This is a genomic window from Providencia sp. Je.9.19 (assembly GCF_051129765.1).
Classification (GTDB): domain Bacteria; phylum Pseudomonadota; class Gammaproteobacteria; order Enterobacterales; family Enterobacteriaceae; genus Providencia.
Genome location: NZ_JBCPSS010000010.1, coordinates 38,959 through 57,996 on the forward strand (window position 1 = coordinate 38,959; position 19,038 = coordinate 57,996).

Sequence of the window (19,038 nt, forward strand, 5' to 3'; positions counted from 1 at the left end):
ATAAAAATTCAGGCAGCTAACCACTCAATACTCCAAGAGCTTAGCTGCACTGAACAGTCATATTTACAAGTAAGAAGCCAAATCAAAAATAAACACTATCGATTAATTAACTCGATAACCACCATGTTTACTGGCAAATAAATTAAACTTGCCCCATTCGATGAATATCACTTCTAGTTTTGGATGGCTAATATTACACAAGCTTGAAATCTGAGAGATCACAAAATGATTTTCTTTAATTAACTCAGGCGAAAAAGTCTCTGCAATCAATCCACTTTCTTTAGATGTCACTAACCAGCCATCATTAGTCGAAAACTTATGTACCGGTATCATCCCATCTTTAGCACTTTCTTGAGATAACAGTTTATCTTCATCTTTTTGTGCTTGATGAAAAGCCGTAATTTCCTCATCAGAAGGTAGAGGTTCTACTTTTTCTTGCTCTTCAAGAAATAAATAGATTTCTTCTGCTCTCGCCGGAGTTAACTCACTTCTTAACCATATCTGATTAAAACAGTGTTCATTGAGTGAATCATCTGTATCAAGCTTATCCATAATTTGCAAAATACTCATCATGGCGCTCACAGCATCTTCACTCAATATGAACGTTTCTGGCGCGGCACTATTTTGAATCTGATAAGGAAAAACTGACGCTGATGGTAGTTTTTCTTCAATAATAAATTCATAGCTCATCATTTGGCCCCTTTGAATGTCATAGCTATAAGATGGTGCCTAATGCATGAAAAATCAATCCACTGATCCATTAGTCCTCCGGGTCATAACCTAGATTAGGTGCTAGCCAGCGCTCAAGTTCAGTCACTAACATCCCTTTACGCTTTGCATAATCTTCGATTTGATCTTTCTGTAATTGCGCCACCGCAAAATATTTACTATCAGGATGACTAAAATACCAACCCGATACCGAGGCTCCCGGCCACATCGCAAATGAGCTCGTCAATTTCATGCCGACCTGCGTTTCAACGTCCAATAACTGCCAAATCTTTTCTTTCTCAGTATGTTCAGGACAAGCCGGATACCCTGGAGCAGGCCGTGTTCCTTGATAATTTTCACGAATGAGCTCTTCATTACTCAAATTTTCATCTGCGGCATAGCCCCAATAACGCATTCTTACTTGCTGATGTAAATATTCTGCAAATGCTTCCGCCAATCTATCTGCTAATGCTTTAAGCATAATTTTATTATAATCATCATGCTCATTTTCATATTGCTCAGCCAGCGCGTCTTCTTCTAAACCACCAGTCACGGCAAATGCACCGATATAATCGGCCTTACCACTCTCTTTAGGTGCAACAAAATCCGATAAGCAATAATTTGGAAAATCAGTTTTCAATGTTTGCTGACGTAAATTAAGCCCAACAGCCTGAACGCTATCACGCAATGAAGAGTGATAAATTTCAATATCATCCCCTACACTGTTTGCTGGAAATAAACCAAAAATACCTTTAGGCGTTAGCAGTTTTTTCTCTGCCAACATATCTAACATCTCATTGGCATCAGCTAATAACCTACGAGCTTCAGAGCCCACTATTTCATCATCTAAAATTCGTGGATATTTACCGGCCAAAGACCAAGTCATGAAAAAAGGAGTCCAATCAATATAATGGCGCAATACCTCAATAGAGGCCTCAATTTCTTGAACACCTAGGAAATTAGGTACAGGGGGCTGATAATTTGCCCAGTCAATTTTGACCGAATTCGCTCGCGCTACATCAAGAGTCACTGGTGGCGTTTTCGGTCTACGACGCCCATGTTGCTGACGGACGGTTTCATATTCGCGACGTGTACGTTCTACAAATTCTGGTTTTTTTATTTCAGAAAGTAATGCAGAAACAACCCCAACGGTACGAGAAGCGTTAGAGACATAAGTGGTTGGCCCACGAACATAATTAGGTTCAATTTTAACCGCAGTATGCGCTTTAGAAGTTGTTGCACCACCAATTAATAATGGCAACGAGAAACCTTGCCTTTCCATCTCTTTAGCGACATGCACCATTTCATCAAGAGATGGTGTAATTAACCCAGACAAACCAATAATATCGACATTTTGCTCACGGGCAGTTTTTAAAATAGTTTCGCACGGCACCATAACGCCTAAATCAATGATTTCATAATTATTACATTGTAAAACCACACCAACGATATTTTTCCCGATATCGTGTACATCGCCTTTCACTGTCGCCAGTAGGACTTTACCTGCACTGGTACTCGACTGTTTTAATTCATTAATATACGGTTCTAAATAAGCAACAGCTTGTTTCATGACTCGGGCGGATTTCACAACTTGTGGTAGGAACATTTTTCCTTCACCAAACAGGTCTCCTACCACGTTCATTCCGTTCATCAAAGAACCTTCAATGACTTCAATTGGACTTGTTGCACGTGCTCTCGCCTCTTCCGTATCTTGAACAATAAATTCAGTGATACCTTTAACCAAGGCGTACTCTAAGCGTTTTTCAACATCCCAACTTCGCCACTCTGCTTGCTGTATTTGTTGTTCTTCTGACCCTGTCGAGCGATATTTTTCCGCAAGCTCTAATAAACGCTCAGTACCATCATCCCGACGGTTTAAAATGACATCTTCAACTGCATTTTTTAACTCTGAGGGTAAATCATCATAAATGGCTAATTGCCCCGCATTTACGATCCCCATATCCATGCCATTTCGAATCGCGTAATACAAAAAAACCGCATGGATAGCTTCACGAACAGCATCATTTCCTCTAAATGAGAATGATACATTGGATACACCACCTGAAATCATCGCATACGGCAGTTGTTGCTTAATATCTTTACAGACTTCAATAAAATCAACCGCATAGTTATTATGTTCTTCGATACCCGTCGCTACCGCAAAAATATTAGGATCGAAAATAATATCTTCAGGTGGAAAACCAACGGTTTCAGTTAATATTTGATAAGCACGGCGACAAATCTCAATTTTTCGTTCACGAGTATCCGCTTGCCCAATCTCATCAAAGGCCATAACAACCATTGCAGCCCCATACTTACGTACTAATTTAGCATGTTCGATAAAAGCAGTTTCTCCTTCTTTCATCGAAATAGAGTTAACAATTCCCTTACCCTGTATACACTTAAGACCTTTTTCAATAACCTCCCATTTAGAGGAGTCAATCATAATCGGCACACGAGAAATATCAGGTTCACCGGCAATCAAGTTCAAAAATCGCACCATTGCAGCATGAGAGTCCAGCATTCCCTCATCCATATTAATATCAATAATCTGTGCGCCACTTTCAACTTGTTGACGAGCAACATCTAACGCTTCTTGATAGTTTTCTTCTTTAATTAAGCGTTTAAATTTTGCTGACCCGGTGACATTAGTACGCTCACCCACGTTAACAAATAATGATTTTTGCCCAATATTAAGTGGCTCAAGGCCCGCTAATCGACATTCAATCGGTAATTCCGGGAGCTGCCGTGGTGCCAAACCTTTGACTGCCTCAGCCATTTTTTGAATATGCAAAGGCGTGGTTCCGCAACAACCCCCGACTATATTCAAGAATCCGGCTTGCGCCCATTCATGAATTTGCGCAGCCATATTTTGTGCATCAAGATCATATTCGCCAAACGCATTAGGTAGGCCTGCATTTGGGTGAGCGCTTACATAACACTCAGAAATTCTAGATAATTCAGCAATATATTGACGTAGCTCATCAGGGCCTAATGCACAATTAAGACCAAATGATAATGGCTGTGCATGACGTAAAGAGTTATAGAAGGCTTCGGTCGTTTGCCCAGATAGCGTTCGACCTGATGCATCGGTAATAGTGCCAGAAATCATCACGGGCAAATAAATATTGAGTGCTTCAAATTCACTTTCTACCGCAAAAATAGCTGCTTTGGCGTTTAACGTATCGAAAATGGTTTCGATCATGATTAAATCAACACCACCATTAATTAAAGCGCGCGTTGATTCACGATAAGCATCCACCAGCAAATCGAAGGTCACATTTCTAAATGCAGGGTCATTAACATCGGGGGAGATCGAGGCAGTTCGGTTAGTTGGACCTAAAACACCCGCTACATAACGTGGCTGCTCTGGTGTTTTGCGCGTCCATTCATCAGCACATTCACGCGCAATCTGCGCAGCAACCTGATTAATTTCAGCGGAAAGAGCTTCCATTCGGTAATCAGCCATCGCGATTGGCGTCGAGTTAAATGTATTGGTTTCAATAATATCCGCGCCAGCTTCAAAATATTGGCTATGGATCTCACGGATAATATCCGGTTGCGTCAGTACGAGAAGATCATTATTACCTTTTAAATCGCTAGGCCAATCAGCAAATCTTTCACCACGAAATTGTTCTTCGGTTAATTTATGGCGCTGGATCATCGTTCCCATAGCACCATCGAGGACTAAGATGCGCTTCTTTAATTCTTGTTCTAATTGTTTGATTTTACTGGACACTGCACTGCCCTCCTGAAATCGGACACCCAAATAATAAGTTAAATTTTTCGCTCTCACATCCTATCACAACTTTCAGTTAGAAAATTTATCACTGTGATGAGAGTTTCTCAGGTTGCCTCCAGATTTAATTTCTCACTGATCCGATGAGTATTTTCAGGGGAAATCATTCATAATAGAAACAAAAATACATTCCAGTCAGGAGAGACTTAATGGCGACTGCACCAATTACAAAAAAATTAAAAAAGGCAAAAGGCCCTGCCAGTGGAGCTACAGCAGCAGGACAAGTCCAATCATTAAGTCGTGGACTGACACTTTTGGAATATATTTCTGAATCAACTGGTGGTATTGCATTAACCGATATCGCTCTTCAATCAGGTTTACCTAACTCAACTACTCATCGCCTACTGATGACGTTAGAACAACATGGTTTTGTACGCCAGACAGGCGATTTAGGACTGTGGGTCATCGCATCTAATGCATTTATTATCGGCAGTAGTTTTCTTGAAAGCCGCAACTTACTCGCACTTGTACATCCAATATTACGTCGTTTGATGGATGGATCTGGTGAAACGGTTAATTTAGCCATTCTCGATCGCAGTGAATACGATGCCGTGATTGTTGATCAGGTTCAATGTAATGCTTTGATGAGAATGTCGGCACCGATTGGTGGCAAGCTCCCATTACATGCATCGGGAGCAGGTAAAGCTTTTATTGCGAACCTTACCGAAGAAAAACTATTTTCGCTACTCAGTAAAAAAGGCTTACACGCCTACACGCCTCATACATTAACTAATCCTTCTGCATTAAAAGAGAATCTACAACAAGCTAAAAAACAAGGATTTTCTTATGATGATGAAGAACATGCCCTTGGTTTACGATGTATCGGAGCTTGTATTTACGATGAGCATAAAGAGGCCTTTGCTGCTATTTCAATTTCAGGCCCCCTATCTCGTATCACTGATGACCGAATTACCGAGCTCGGCGCTATGGTCATCAAAGCAGCAAAAGAAATTAGCCGTGAATATGGTGCGAACCGTTAATTAAATATTCACAGAGACTTAAATGGATCACTAAGATGATTAAACAGTTATGAAAAATGCGAACTAATCCCCATGTTGATTAGAAAAGCTTTCTTCTGACTGTTTTTTCTGCTGATATGCCTTAAATCGTGACATATCGCGATATTTTTCAATCAACGCAAATACAATAGCTTCAGTTTCTGCATCTGCATGTCCGTCAATATCTCGAGGCCGGAAATGTAACTGGAAAGCGCGAAGAGTACTTTGTGTCTCCCTATCAAGTTTTCCTGTTAATGGTATTCCAGAGTAGCCATAAAATTTTAATGCTTTTTGTAATTGTAAGATATTCGTCGGCTCATTCACATTTCGACCCGCTAAATATTTAGTGACCGTTTTAGGATCAGGCCAAGCGCCAATGCCTTGTTGTGATAGCCGCTGCCACGGAAAAGCTCTTCCTGGATCTTGTTTGCGTCGCGGAGCAACATCACTATGGCCAAGAATATTTTCTGGAGGAATATTGTAACGCCGCATAATATCTTTAACTAACGGGATAAGCGCTACAATTTGAATATCATTAAACGGAGCCCACGTTTTATTCCCTTTTTTATCATCAGAGAAACCTCCGTTCACAATCTCAATACCAATTGAGCTATCATTCATACTAGTATGATAAAGCCAACGACTATCTCCTGCATGCCACGCCTTTAACGATTCAGGAACCAATTGTAATACAATAGGTTGATTATTTTTCTGTTGCGGCTGACTTGGAATAAGATAATGAGAACTTACTTTGCCTTTTGTCAGTATCTTAATAGATTGCTCATCATCTGAAACAGTATAGTGCAGCACAACATACTGAATTCTTTCACTGGTATTTTTTGACGAGTAGCTATGGTCGAGGTAATAACCTGTTTGTGATGATGGGCTTGAACACCCAATAAGTAAGAATATAATAAATATCCCTATTCCTTTGTACATCTTATCGTACCCTATTCCATTTCTATTAGTTGTTTATTTAAACATACCGTGCTAAATAACACTATAAAAAGGTGATATACCTTAGAAAAGGGTTTTCATAAAAACATCTGATACTATTTTTATACAACAATTATATATTCACCCCTAATGACCTAAAACAGTATTAGGTGATTATTTTAAATTTATACTTGTTAATTTAAAGCCTTATACTTCTCTAGTTTAAAGAACAACTTTTCTTTAAACGTTAAAAATAAAGGCTTATTTTTCAATCTCTGTGTGATTTTTATTTTAAAGATCACAACATAAACATCCAGTTAGTAATGAGTTATAGTAACAATACTCACTTTATATTATGACGACTTAATAATATATTATCTGGCGGTTATACTGTGATTACTACGATAACTTAAGGAAAATTAAATAAGATTTCTTATCTACCCCATTACACATAACAATGGTAACTCATGTCAAGATTTCGGTTGTTATTTATAATTATACAATTTTATTTTTTAAAATTATAAAATATCGACAGGCTATTTAATCAGCAAGACATACTCCCTTTTCATACTCAACCTGTTTAGATATAAGACTCGTAATATCATCAATATCTATCTCTAAAAAAATAACAATTTCAATGAGTTTATCTAAACTTAACTTATTAATTCCAAGCTCATAACGAGAAATTTGTTGCTGACTTAAGTTAATAATTGCGGCTAACTCATTTCCCGATAAGCCTTTACCAACCCTAGCTTTACGTAAATGATTTCCTAATAATGCATAAATATTTTTTTTATCCGGTATATGCATACCTTCCCCCAAAAAAATAAAAAGAAAGACTTAGCTAGTATTATTCATTATAAAATTAATCCCTTACATTTAAAATAGTTATGAACAATCAAAAATTAAAAATTGATAGGAATCAACCTTACTTTTCAATGAAGATAAGAGACATCCGTATTATTTTTAAGAGCAATCTATTGCTTTATAAATGAATTTTCCAATCACCTTAGTTTTATAGATAAAATAAAAAATCATTTATTATTCCGATAATTTAATATTCATTTACACTTTAAATAACACCAGAAATAATTAGTAACTAATACAAATAAATTCAATACATTAAATTTAACTTATTTTTATTTTTTAAAAATAAAGATAAGTTAATCTTTAGATTATGAATAACTTATAGAAACTTATTAAACAAATGTTTTCATATGAAAATAATGACTAAAGTATTAAATAATAGGCACTCAGTTAGTTTATGTCAGAGTAATAATCTAAACTTGACCTAAAAACAATAATTCCCACTTTATCATCTAAGTAATGCCTAAGCTCTACATCACTCACTTTTAAATTATGACGTAATGATGATGCATTTCTAAATACAACTTGCTTGTTTTCTTTAATCACAATACCAACATGGGTAACATCTAACCCCTGATTTTTAGAATATATCCCAATATAATCTCCCGTTTTTAATAATTCGATTAAACCTTCATCTACATAACGTGTCGGTATGTAGTTTATTAACCTAGCCTTAACGCCTAAACCAGAAATGAATGAACCTCCATTACCTTTCCTATTTAGTTTTTTCTCAATAGGAACTGCATGTGAGCTAATCATTGTAGTGATATCAACGGCAATGGGTTTAGATTCTTGAGCCCAATCAGTAAAAAAATGGCGTCTGTTACTAAAAGTAACTTCTTGGTCTATATAACGAATATTAATAAGATTAGAAATAAATTGTTGATAATTTTCAGCACGCCTAAACGCTTCCGTGTATTCAATGAAAGTCATGCAATCCATCGCATTCAAATCCACAATTAGCCGTTCTACTGATAATGGATTCATATTCAATGTACTCTTGCTATAAGGCGTGCTTAGCAAGGTCTGTGTGATAGCTTTAGTTTTCAGCTCTTGTCGGGTATTTTGACTCTCTACTAGTACATTTTCTAAAATTGAATAAGAACCCGATGTAAAAACCACATCAGCACTGACCCAATGAGAAGCTAAAAAGATAACCACAGCACCCACACATTTATACATCGTGCTTTTTTCCTCTTTTCATTACACATATTCCTCATCGTATGACAGATCAATAGACCTTAATTTTATGAATAAATTCATCTATTCAATATGAACATTTAATAATAAAACCCAATACTATTTTAAAAAACACTAAAAATTAATTTTGATACAGATCACAGATAAGTTGGAATGATCATTTTTGTCATTGCAACATTTTCATTTTCATTCAACAATGTTACCGGTAACATTTTGAATACATTTATACCTGTATTGATTTATTAACAAATAAAATATTCATTAGTCACAACAAACACCCGTTTTGTAGACATATCATTTTTTAGTGGCATGGAGCAATTATTATGAGCAATAACAACCTTGTAGCGGAAGATTCTCCAGTTGTAAATAACGACATAATACGCATTACTCAACGTGTAATATCTCGGTCTAAGAAAACGCGAGAAGCTTATCTCAACAAAATTAAACAAGCTCGTAGCTCAACAGTACATAGAGCTGAACTTGCTTGCGGTAACCTAGCTCATGGTTTTGCTGCATGTGAAAGTAACGAAAAAACAATATTAAAAAGCCTGACCCACTCTGATATTGCCATTATCAACTCATACAACGATATGCTTTCTGCCCATCGCCCCTATGATAGGTACCCTGAACAGTTAAAAACCGCTCTACTTGAAGCTGGCGCTATTGGGCAAGTCGCCTCTGGTGTGCCTGCAATGTGTGATGGCGTGACTCAAGGACAAGATGGCATGGAGCTCTCACTGCTCAGTCGCGATGTGATTGCCATGTCAACCGCGATAGGCCTTTCTCATAATATGTTCGATGGTGCCTTATATTTAGGCATTTGCGACAAAATAGTCCCAGGCTTAATGCTTGCAGCACTGTCATTTGGCCATTTACCTGCAATATTTATTCCTGCAGGGCCAATGACCACGGGGCTACCAAACAAAGAAAAGGTACGTATCCGCCAGCTCTATGTTGAAGGGAAAGTTGATAGGAATGCGCTATTGGAAGCTGAGGCCGCGTCTTATCACGGCATAGGAACATGTACATTTTACGGCACAGCAAATTCAAACCAAATGATGATGGAAGTGATGGGGCTACACCTTCCAGGTTCATCATTTGTTCAACCAGATACCCCATTACGAACAGCATTGACGAATGCTGCTGCACACCAAATTACGCGGCTAACTGAGCAATCAGGTCACTATTTACCCGTAGGACAACTCGTTGACGAGAAAGTCATCATCAACGGTATTGTTGCACTACTTGCGACAGGTGGTTCAACTAACTTAACGATGCATCTCGTTGCAATTGCTAGAGCAGCAGGCATTATTATCAATTGGGATGATTTTTCTGATCTTTCTGCCGTCGTACCGTTGATCTGCCGCATATACCCTAACGGACAAGCAGATATCAATCAGTTTCAAGCCGCAGGCGGTGTATCACTACTCATCAGACAGTTGCTAACAAAAGGCTTATTACATCCAGATGTACATACTGTTGCAGGTTTTGGTCTCTCTCGCTACACCTTAGAACCATGGTTAAATAATGGGAAATTAGAATGGCGTGAAGGCCCAGAAACATCCTATGATAATAAGATCATTTCTGATATTAAACATCCATTTTCTCCTCATGGTGGCACTAAATTAGTCTCAGGTAATTTAGGTCGAGCAGTGATAAAAACATCAGCAGTCCCAGAAGAAAATCTAGTTATTGAAGCACCAGCTATCGTATTTAATAACCAAAATGATATTACACCTGCATTTGAATCCGGTGCGCTCAATCGTGATTGCATCATCGTTGTACGTTTTCAAGGCCCCTCCGCTAATGGGATGCCTGAACTGCATAAACTGATGCCACCCCTAGGCGTTTTAATGGATAAAGGCTACAAAGTTGCCTTAGTCACTGATGGCCGTTTATCTGGAGCATCAGGTAAAGTACCTTCTGCCATTCATGTCACACCTGAAGCTTACAATAATGGCCTTTTAGCTAAAGTAAAAGACGGTGATATTATTCGTGTAAATGCATTAACGGGCGAATTATCATTATTGGTCGATGAAAAAGACCTCATAGCCCGTCAACCTTATCAGCCAGACCTCAGTAATGAACGCATTGGCTGTGGTAGAGAATTATTTGGTGCATTAAGGCGAAACTTATCTGGCGCGGAAGAAGGCGCTTGCTGTATCGAGTTCTAATCTATTTTATTAATAGGATAACGTATGAATAATTGGAAAATGACCGCTAAAAGTGTACTTGAACAAGGCCCTGTTGTTCCTGTCATTGTCATCAATAAACTAGAACAAGCAGTGCCCTTAGCTAAAGCTTTAGTTAAAGGCGGAATTAAGGTACTTGAAGTCACATTACGTACTGAATGTGCTATTGATGCAATCCGTTTAATTGCTAAAGAAGTACCTGATGCAATTGTCGGTGCCGGTACAGTAATTAACGCTCAACAGCTTATTGCCGTGACTGAAGCTGGTGCGCAGTTTGCTATTAGCCCTGGCCTTACAGATGATTTATTAAGTGCAGCGACGCAAGGAAATATTCCTTTGATACCTGGAATTTCGACAGTATCAGAGCTCATGCTAGGTATGCGCTATGGCTTAAAAGAATTTAAATTTTTTCCTGCTGAAGCTAATGGTGGCGTTAAAGCACTAAAAGCCATCGCCGGACCATTTTCACAAGTCAAATTTTGCCCTACAGGTGGTATTTCACTTGCCAACTATCGTGACTATCTGGCCCTAGATAGCGTGTTATGTATTGGTGGCTCTTGGTTAGTACCTGAAGAGGCTCTAACCTCTGGTAACTATGAAAAAATCACTCAATTAGCACAAGAAGCAATTTTAGGGACTAAAGCCTAAACTTTAGATCATCATAATATTAGATATTTAATGATTACGTCAAAAATCATTAAATAGAGGAGTTGTTAATTTTTACAGGTCGTTTTTTTATAGAAAAACGTTTGAATTGAAAATCTTCATCTAATAATAAAAGTAATCAAGATGAGAGGTTCACCACCTAGCCCAACTAGGTAAGAGCCTCTCAATGTAGAATAAAATAAGCAAAACATTTTTTAATCAAATGGATTTCAATCAAAAATTTCTTAATCTTTAATATCAAATAATTATCACCAATAAGAATAATCACTTCCTAGCTATAATCATCATACGATAAGGTAGCATTAAAATTGAGCTCTAATCACTTAGATCACATTATGCATATCCAACAATTTAGTCGATGCCTGTCAGCTTTTAGCTAACTTACTCTCCCATACTCAGCAGATTAATTAGCTTATGAGTTTATACATGCCTAGCGCAATTGACGCCCGTCACTGACATTCATCTAACACTTTTTTATTTTCATTTTTAATCGCATACCGTCTCAGTAAAACGGTGGCAAAAACGTAATGACTCACTATAAGCAAAAACATCTTCTACATGACCATTAATAATTCTGTTTTGTAATTCTTGCCAATAATTAGCAGAAAAAAGATTATTATGGTGCTGATATAAATAATCTCTAATATTGGGATTTTGACAGATAAATGATGCAAATTCTTCGGGAAAAACATCATGTTCCCCAACGCTGTACCAAGGCTCCGCAGAGAGTTCTTGCTCAGGATACAAAGCCTCTGGAATATGACGAAAATTAACCTCGGTCATATAGCAAATTTCATCATAATCATAAAAAATTACTCGCCCATGACGCGTTACGCCAAAATTTTTAAATAACATATCGCCGGGGAAGATATTTGCTGCTGCTAGCTGCTTGATAGCACAGCCATACTCTTCAAGTACGTGATTTAGCTGTTCTTCATTCGCCTCATCCATATAAATATTAAGCGGAACCATTTTTCGTTCCATATAAAGATGACGGATCAATATCTTGTCACCAAGATCTTCTATTTTTGATGCTGCCTCTTTTTGTAATTCATTCATTAGCTCATCACTAATGAAACGTTTCTCAATAATAAAATTCTCAAATTCTTGAGTGTCAGCCATACGACCAACCCTGTCATGCTCTTTCACTAAGCGATAACACTCTTGAACCCGCTCTTTAGTCACATTTTTTTGTGGTGCAAATTCATCTTTAATTATTTTAAAAACGCGATCAAATGATGGTGATGTAAAAACCAACATAACCATACCTTTGACACCGGGTGCAATGGAAAATTGCTCACGAGAGAAATTAATATAAGCAAGATATTCACGGTAGTATTCTGTTTTACCATGTTTTTGACAACCAATTGCCATATATAATTCAGCGATAGATTTACTGGGTAAAATTTCTCGTAACCAAAAAACTAGCGCAGCTGGAAATGGCGCATAAACCATAAAATAAGAGCGAGCAAAGCCAAACACAATGCTTGCCTCATCAAATTCAATTAAGCATGTATCAATGTAAATTTTACTTTCATCATCATGATGTATAGGCAATAAAAAAGGGTGAACTTCATCATCAATATAAATTTTCCCCACTAACCAAGCGGCTTTATTTCGATAAAATAATTCATTGGCAACATGTAAGTTAATATTTTTATTTTCTATATGAGGAAATCGCCCTTTTAACGTTTCCATGATGCATTGAATATCAAAAGCTAAATCACGCCAATGTAACCTCAAAGATAAACCATTCAATATGGAAAACAGTAAACTTGATAAATTACCTTTAGACTTATATTCACGAGATAATGGGCGAGGTAAATAACGAAAACGTCTTGCAGGCTGCGAGGTAAAAATGAATAGATTCTCCTGCGTTAGTTTTCGATGCTGAAATAAACGGCAATAAACTGAATTAAAAAAACTTTCTGCAATTTCAAAACGAGGATAATCAGGCAAGAGTGTCACATAAACCTGCTTAATCTGTGACAGTCTATTCGGTGTCAAAGATTGAGCGAGTCCCATGCACTGCAATTGTGCAACAACTAAACCAACATGATGATCATAGAGTTGTATTCTTTGTTTCATCGCATACTGAACGCCATGCCAATCCGCATGTTCGAATCTCTCTTGCGCCCCAGAGGTAACTTCTAAGAATCGGCCATATTGAGCATCAAATCCTTGCAAGATAGTTTGGGCAATTATCTGTTCCGTTGCTAATGTCATTTTATCTCCCAATAAAAAAACAGGCACCGTGACGTGCCTTAAAAATAAACAGATACACCAAAACAACAGAGATTCAAAAATCAAAATAAAACCGATATCTCATCACTAAAACTAGAATTGTTCTTCTTCTGTCGATCCCGTTAATGCCGTCACAGAAGATGTTCCACCTTGGATTACTGTGGTCACTTTATCAAAATAACCAGTTCCTACCTCTTGTTGATGCGAAGAGAAGGTATAGCCTTTATTCATCGCAGCAAACTCACATTCTTGAACTTTATCAACATAATGCTTCATTCCTTCACCTCGAGAATATGCATGAGCAAGATCAAACATGTTAAACCACATGCTGTGAATACCCGCTAAGGTAATAAATTGAAAACGATATCCCATCGCGGAAAGTTCATCTTGAAAACGAGCAATCGTGGCATCATCTAAATTTTTCTTCCAATTAAACGATGGAGAGCAGTTGTAAGCCAGCAACTTACCAGGAAACTGTTCATGAATAGCTTCGGCAAATTGACGAGCCGCATCTAAATCGGGTTTTGACGTCTCACACCACACTAAATCGGCATAAGGGGCGTAGGCTAAACCACGGCTGATTGCTTGCTCAATACCTGCATTGGTACGAAAAAAACCCTCAGACGTTCGCTCACCCGTGACAAATTCAGCATCATAAGGATCACAATCAGAAGTCAATAAATCCGCTGCATCTGCATCAGTTCTTGCAATAAGAAGTGTTGGTACGCCAGAAACATCAGCCGCTAAACGTGCAGCAACTAATTTTTGAATAGCTTCTTGGGTTGGAACTAACACTTTTCCCCCCATATGACCGCACTTTTTAACCGCTGCGAGTTGATCTTCAAAGTGAACCGCTGCCGCACCTGCTTCAATCATATTTTTCATCAATTCAAATGCATTCAATACGCCACCGAATCCAGCTTCAGCATCAGCTACAATCGGTAAAAAGAAATCGATATATTCTTTATTGTCAGGTCCAATTCCATTCGACCACTGAATTTGATCTGCTCGACGAAAAGTATTATTAATTTTTTGTACTACAGACGGAACCGAATCAACAGGGTAAAGAGATTGGTCAGGATACATACTCGATGCTGTATTCGCATCCGCAGCAACCTGCCACCCAGACAAATAAACGGCTTCAATGCCAGCTTTAGCTTGCTGTAAAGCTTGCCCCCCCGTTAAGGCACCTAATGCATTTACATAACCTTTTTTAGAACCACCATTTAGTTGCGCCCAAAAGCGTTCTGCTCCTTTACGCGCCAAAGTATGCTCTGGATTCACGGAACCACGTAGTTTAATCACTTCTTCAGCCGAATAAGGGCGTGTGATGCCTTTCCAGCGGGGCTTCTTCCATTCATTTTCTAATTGAGAGATTTGCTCTAAGCGCGATGTTGTCATGGTTAATGTCCTTTATAAGAATATGTAAGGTCTATCGGATTATATTTACTGAATGATTAATCTATTAATTGGTAACCAGGTATAGTCAAAAACTCGATAAGCTCGTCTTGTGTCGTTATCCTACGCATCAAATCAGCTGCCTCACGAAAACGACCACTTTGGAAACGCTTATCACCAAGCTCTTTTTGAATAACCTGTAACTCTTCATCTAGCATTTCTTCAAATAGAAACTTAGTTACCTTTTCGCCATTAGATAAAACCTTGCCATGACGGATCCATTGCCAAATTGAAGTTCTTGATATCTCGGCTGTTGCAGCGTCTTCCATCAATCCGTAGATAGGCACGCAACCATTACCCGTAATCCACGACTCAATATATTGCACCGCTACTCGAATATTAGCTCGCATTCCAGCTTCCGTTCGTTCACCGGCACAAGGCTGCAATAACTGCTCTGCGGTTACTTCATCATCTGATTCACGAGATACCTGTAACTGGTTTTTATTTCCACCAAGTGCTTGATTAAAAACATCCATCACCGTATCGGCAAGTCCTGGATGCGCTATCCATGAACCATCGTGTCCATTTTTAGCTTCTAACTCTTTATCTGCTTTTACTCTAGCCAAAATTGCTTGATTCTCTTGCGCATCCTTACTAGGAATAAATGCAGACATCCCCCCCATAGCAAAAGCACCACGGCGATGACAGGTTCTAATCAACAAACGAGAATAAGCGCTTAAAAACTCTTGAGTCATAGTCACAACCTGACGATCAGGTAATACTCGGTCTGAGTGTTCTTTCAATGTTTTGATATAACTGAAAATATAATCCCAGCGGCCACAATTTAAACCCACAATGTGATGGCGCATGTGGTACAAGATTTCATCCATTTGGAATACTGCTGGCAACGTTTCTATCAATATAGTGGCTTTAATTGTCCCTCTTGGTATGTTTACCATATCCTCCGCCAAGCTAAATACATCGCTCCACCACAGGGCTTCTTGCCATGACTCCAATTTAGGAATATAAAAATACGGACCACTTCCTTTTTCTAATAAGGCTTGATAATTATTGAAAAAATAAAGTGCAAAATCGAATAACCCACCAGGGATAGGCACACCGCCAAAAAGTACATGTTTTTCATCTAAATGCAGCCCACGTACTCGTGCAATCAAAACAGCAGGATCAGATTTAAGTTGATAAACTTTCCCATTATCATTGGTATAAGAAATATCGCCTTTAATTGCATCAGTTAAATTAATTTGGCCATCAATTAATTTTTCCCATGAAGGCGAAAGAGAGTCTTCAAAATCAGCCATGAAAATTTTCACATTAGCATTCAAGGCATTAATCACCATTTTCCGTTCTACAGGGCCAGTTATTTCAACTCTACGATCTTGTAAGTCTTCAGGTATATTCTGTATTTTCCATTGTGAATTTTTAATGGAATTACATTCCGAAATAAAATCTGGCAACGCACCTGAATCAATTATTTCTTGCCTTCCGATTCTATCTTTCAGTAATTGTTCCCTACGAACAAAGAAACGGTCAACTAATTCCGATAAAAAAGCAATAGAATCAGCATGTAATACCTTTTCATCTTGACGGGTAATATCTTTTATAAATGTTAAATCAGATATAGATAACTGCTGTTCCATTGGTCAATCCTCGCTCATGGCTAACTATGAATCAAGGATAGAATTAAATTCAAAATAAATCAAAAACGATTTCCATTTTAATTAAAAAATAGATTATCTAATTGATAAATAATAAATTTAATTCAATTAAAAAATTGACTTAACATTCCTTTACTTAAAATAGAAATGTTAAATATTCGTTAAATCAAGCAATTACGAAGGGAATTTTATTTTTGATAATTTATCTTAAAAATAAAAAAGCAGCTTTTTATTAGCTGCCATAACTCGGAGGGAATTAGTTAAATCAAACTTATAAACTAGTATAATTTAATTTATAAAAATATTACCTAAGTAATAACAATTGAATTTAGAATTTAATATTGATTTCAATCTAATGTTGGTTGCATATGAGTAAGATCAAACGGTGTGATCTGGTACACAAAATAGTTTAGCCAATTTGAAAATAATAAATGCCCATGGCTACGCCAACTAACAATTGGATCTTTATTTGGATCATTATCTTTGAAATAATTACAAGGTAACTCAGGAGAGATCCCTGCATTAAAATCACGCCAATATTCTAAAGCGAGGGTATCTCCATCATATTCAGGATGCCCTGTCACAAAGGCTAAACGTTTATCTTTTGAAGCAAACAAATATGCACCAGCTTCCTGTGAGCTCGCTAGAATATCTAAATCAGTGTACTGGCGGATAAGATCTTCGGGAAAGTCAGCATAGCGTGAATGTGGTGCGTAAAATGAAGCATCAAACCCTCGAGTCAACAGCGAATATGGGGCTACTGTATCATGCTGGTAAACACCTGATAATTTCTCTTTCCTTGTCCATTTAGGTAATTCATATAAAACCTTTAGTGCAGCCTGTACAGCCCAACAAACAAATAGAGTAGATGTGACGTGCGACTTAGCCCATGCGATCACTTTTTCTATTTCTTGCCAATAAGCAACATCTTCAAATTCAACCAATCCTAAAGGAGCACCTGTAACAATTAGCCCATCAAAATTTTGGTCTTTAATATCTTCAAAGTCACAATAAAAATTATTTAAATGTTCTGTTGGCGTATTTTTAGATTCACGCTGATCAATCCGTAATAATTGAATATCAACCTGTAGCGGAGTATTTGATAATAAACGTAAAAATTGATTCTCAGTTTCAATTTTTTTTGGCATCAAATTTAATAATAAGACTTTCAAGGGGCGTATCTCCTGAAGACTAGCCCTTGTCGTGGTCATGACAAAAACATTCTCTTCACGTAAGAAATTCACTGCAGGTAGCTCGTCTGGTAAACGAATTGGCATCGTTCATCCCCTTTTATATACATTTATACGTTTAGACTTCTAGAATGCTAAATAATTTAACTAATGTTACGCACCTTGTCGAGCATTTCAAGGTCAGTTGAAAAAATTTCATACTCATAGCCTTGCCCTATTAAGAACCCGAGTATATCAAAATTATATTCAATTGATTTTATACGTTTTTTATTCATCCATGATAATTTTTGTATAAACGATTATCTTAGACTTTTTTTGTATGAGATATGGAAATAAAAGCAGTATAACGATTAGCATTGAAATCTATAGATTAAAAAACAAGTGAGCTGTTACTCACTACTTTATATTGCACATATCCATTCATAACAGATATGTACCCACATTCAAATGTAACTAACATCTTCATCCAAACGTATTAACCGATTTCTTCTGAGGGTAAAACGGCTCAGTTTTACCTGTGCATTTTGATGGAGTCATTATCAATGTTTAAACGGCCATCGACTCTCCCTCAGCGAAGGCTTGACTGTCATTGCGGTTTGTCCGCGATTCAACATTTTCGCATCGGGTTACCAAACCCCCAAACGCAAAAAAGCCACCCATTGGGTGGCTTCTCGGCTTAATTAATGTCTGGCAGTTCCCTACTATCTTCATCCAAACGTATTAAGCAGATAAATATTCATTTTTACCCTAAACAAGTGAGCTGTTACTCACTAGTTTATATTGCACATATCCATTCATAATAGATATGTACCCACATTCAAATGCAACTAACATCTTCATCCAAACGTATTAACTGATTTATTCTGAGGGTAAAACGGCTCAGTTTTACCTGTGCATTTTGATGGAGTCATTGTCAATGTTTAAACGGCAATAGATCGTCGCTCAGAAGAGACGGCTTGACTGTCTTTGCGGTTTGTCCGCGATTCAACGTTTCCGCATCGGGTTGCTCAAACCCCAAACGCAAAAAAGCCACCCATTGGGTGGCTTCTCGGCTTAATTAATGTCTGGCAGTTCCCTACTCTCACATGGGGAGACCCCACACTACCATCGGCGCTACGGCGTTTCACTACTGAGTTCGGCATGGGGTCAGGTGGGACCACCGCG

The 19,038-nt window shown here is 37.8% G+C and carries 12 protein-coding genes and 1 rRNA gene; 3 read left to right on the plus strand and 10 right to left on the minus strand.

The features are described 5' to 3' along the window. Positions 1 to 102 precede the first annotated feature (102 nt). Both AAZR93_RS20575 and metH read right to left on the minus strand, forming a co-directional pair. Positions 103 to 693, minus strand: a complete 591-nt coding sequence (locus tag AAZR93_RS20575; protein WP_294350028.1) for a hypothetical protein — start codon at positions 691 to 693, stop codon at positions 103 to 105. A 67-nt stretch (positions 694 to 760) separates the two neighbouring features. Then, a complete protein-coding gene (gene metH / locus AAZR93_RS20580; protein WP_434720926.1) occupies positions 761 to 4,447 on the minus strand; it encodes a methionine synthase in 3,687 nt (1,228 codons plus the stop codon). A 209-nt stretch (positions 4,448 to 4,656) separates the two neighbouring features. On the opposite strand from metH, the gene iclR reads away from it, so the two are divergent. After that, positions 4,657 to 5,487: a glyoxylate bypass operon transcriptional repressor IclR gene (iclR, locus tag AAZR93_RS20585; protein WP_294101364.1), complete on the plus strand. Its 831-nt coding sequence runs from the start codon at positions 4,657 to 4,659 to the stop codon at positions 5,485 to 5,487. A gap of 63 nt (positions 5,488 to 5,550) precedes the next feature. Here the strand turns inward: iclR and AAZR93_RS20590 are convergent, their stop codons facing one another. The 3 genes from AAZR93_RS20590 to AAZR93_RS20600 form a co-directional block, all read right to left on the minus strand. After that, complete coding sequence (locus AAZR93_RS20590; protein ID WP_434720927.1) at positions 5,551 to 6,444, minus strand: N-acetylmuramoyl-L-alanine amidase; 894 nt, start codon at positions 6,442 to 6,444, stop codon at positions 5,551 to 5,553. A 537-nt stretch (positions 6,445 to 6,981) separates the two neighbouring features. Continuing rightward, positions 6,982 to 7,251, minus strand: coding sequence for a helix-turn-helix domain-containing protein (locus tag AAZR93_RS20595; RefSeq protein WP_294101358.1), 270 nt, complete (start codon positions 7,249 to 7,251; stop codon positions 6,982 to 6,984). Between the two features lie 447 nt (positions 7,252 to 7,698). Then, the gene (locus AAZR93_RS20600) at positions 7,699 to 8,490 is read right to left on the minus strand and encodes an N-acetylmuramoyl-L-alanine amidase-like domain-containing protein (RefSeq protein WP_434720928.1); all 792 of its coding nucleotides are present in this window, start codon (positions 8,488 to 8,490) and stop codon (positions 7,699 to 7,701) included. 341 nt (positions 8,491 to 8,831) lie between these two features. On the opposite strand from AAZR93_RS20600, the gene edd reads away from it, so the two are divergent. Continuing rightward, positions 8,832 to 10,682 (plus strand): phosphogluconate dehydratase, encoded by a 1,851-nt coding sequence (gene edd / locus AAZR93_RS20605; protein WP_434720929.1) that lies wholly within the window; start codon positions 8,832 to 8,834, stop codon positions 10,680 to 10,682. A gap of 24 nt (positions 10,683 to 10,706) precedes the next feature. Continuing rightward, the gene (locus AAZR93_RS20610; RefSeq protein ID WP_294350019.1) at positions 10,707 to 11,348 is read left to right on the plus strand and encodes a bifunctional 4-hydroxy-2-oxoglutarate aldolase/2-dehydro-3-deoxy-phosphogluconate aldolase; all 642 of its coding nucleotides are present in this window, start codon (positions 10,707 to 10,709) and stop codon (positions 11,346 to 11,348) included. A 504-nt stretch (positions 11,349 to 11,852) separates the two neighbouring features. Here the strand turns inward: AAZR93_RS20610 and aceK are convergent. The 5 genes from aceK to rrf form a co-directional block, all read right to left on the minus strand. Beyond that, on the minus strand, positions 11,853 to 13,592 hold the full coding sequence (aceK, locus tag AAZR93_RS20615; protein WP_434720930.1) for a bifunctional isocitrate dehydrogenase kinase/phosphatase: 1,740 nt from the start codon (positions 13,590 to 13,592) through the stop codon (positions 11,853 to 11,855). Between the two features lie 111 nt (positions 13,593 to 13,703). Next, complete coding sequence (gene aceA / locus AAZR93_RS20620) at positions 13,704 to 15,011, minus strand: isocitrate lyase (RefSeq protein ID WP_294101347.1); 1,308 nt, start codon at positions 15,009 to 15,011, stop codon at positions 13,704 to 13,706. Between the two features lie 56 nt (positions 15,012 to 15,067). After that, positions 15,068 to 16,666 carry a malate synthase A gene (gene aceB, locus AAZR93_RS20625; protein ID WP_434720931.1) on the minus strand — a complete coding sequence of 533 codons (1,599 nt, stop codon included), beginning with the start codon at positions 16,664 to 16,666 and terminating at the stop codon, positions 15,068 to 15,070. A 365-nt stretch (positions 16,667 to 17,031) separates the two neighbouring features. Continuing rightward, on the minus strand, positions 17,032 to 17,961 hold the full coding sequence (gene metA, locus AAZR93_RS20630; RefSeq protein ID WP_434720932.1) for a homoserine O-succinyltransferase MetA: 930 nt from the start codon (positions 17,959 to 17,961) through the stop codon (positions 17,032 to 17,034). A 975-nt stretch (positions 17,962 to 18,936) separates the two neighbouring features. Beyond that, positions 18,937 to 19,038: ribosomal RNA gene (gene rrf, locus AAZR93_RS20635) — 5S ribosomal RNA — on the minus strand; the annotation flags it as partial.

Bases quoted from the DNA above. Each gene is read 5' to 3' on its own strand.
- AAZR93_RS20575 (WP_294350028.1), bottom strand. From the start codon at position 693: ATGATGAGCTATGAATTTATTATTGAAGAAAAACTACCATCAGCGTCA.
- iclR (WP_294101364.1), top strand. From the start codon at position 4,657: ATGGCGACTGCACCAATTACAAAAAAATTAAAAAAGGCAAAAGGCCCT.
- AAZR93_RS20590 (WP_434720927.1), bottom strand. From the start codon at position 6,444: ATGTACAAAGGAATAGGGATATTTATTATATTCTTACTTATTGGGTGT.
- AAZR93_RS20595 (WP_294101358.1), bottom strand. From the start codon at position 7,251: ATGCATATACCGGATAAAAAAAATATTTATGCATTATTAGGAAATCAT.
- AAZR93_RS20600 (WP_434720928.1), bottom strand. From the start codon at position 8,490: ATGTATAAATGTGTGGGTGCTGTGGTTATCTTTTTAGCTTCTCATTGG.
- edd (WP_434720929.1), top strand. From the start codon at position 8,832: ATGAGCAATAACAACCTTGTAGCGGAAGATTCTCCAGTTGTAAATAAC.
- AAZR93_RS20610 (WP_294350019.1), top strand. From the start codon at position 10,707: ATGAATAATTGGAAAATGACCGCTAAAAGTGTACTTGAACAAGGCCCT.
- aceK (WP_434720930.1), bottom strand. From the start codon at position 13,592: ATGACATTAGCAACGGAACAGATAATTGCCCAAACTATCTTGCAAGGA.
- aceA (WP_294101347.1), bottom strand. From the start codon at position 15,011: ATGACAACATCGCGCTTAGAGCAAATCTCTCAATTAGAAAATGAATGG.
- aceB (WP_434720931.1), bottom strand. From the start codon at position 16,666: ATGGAACAGCAGTTATCTATATCTGATTTAACATTTATAAAAGATATT.
- metA (WP_434720932.1), bottom strand. From the start codon at position 17,961: ATGCCAATTCGTTTACCAGACGAGCTACCTGCAGTGAATTTCTTACGT.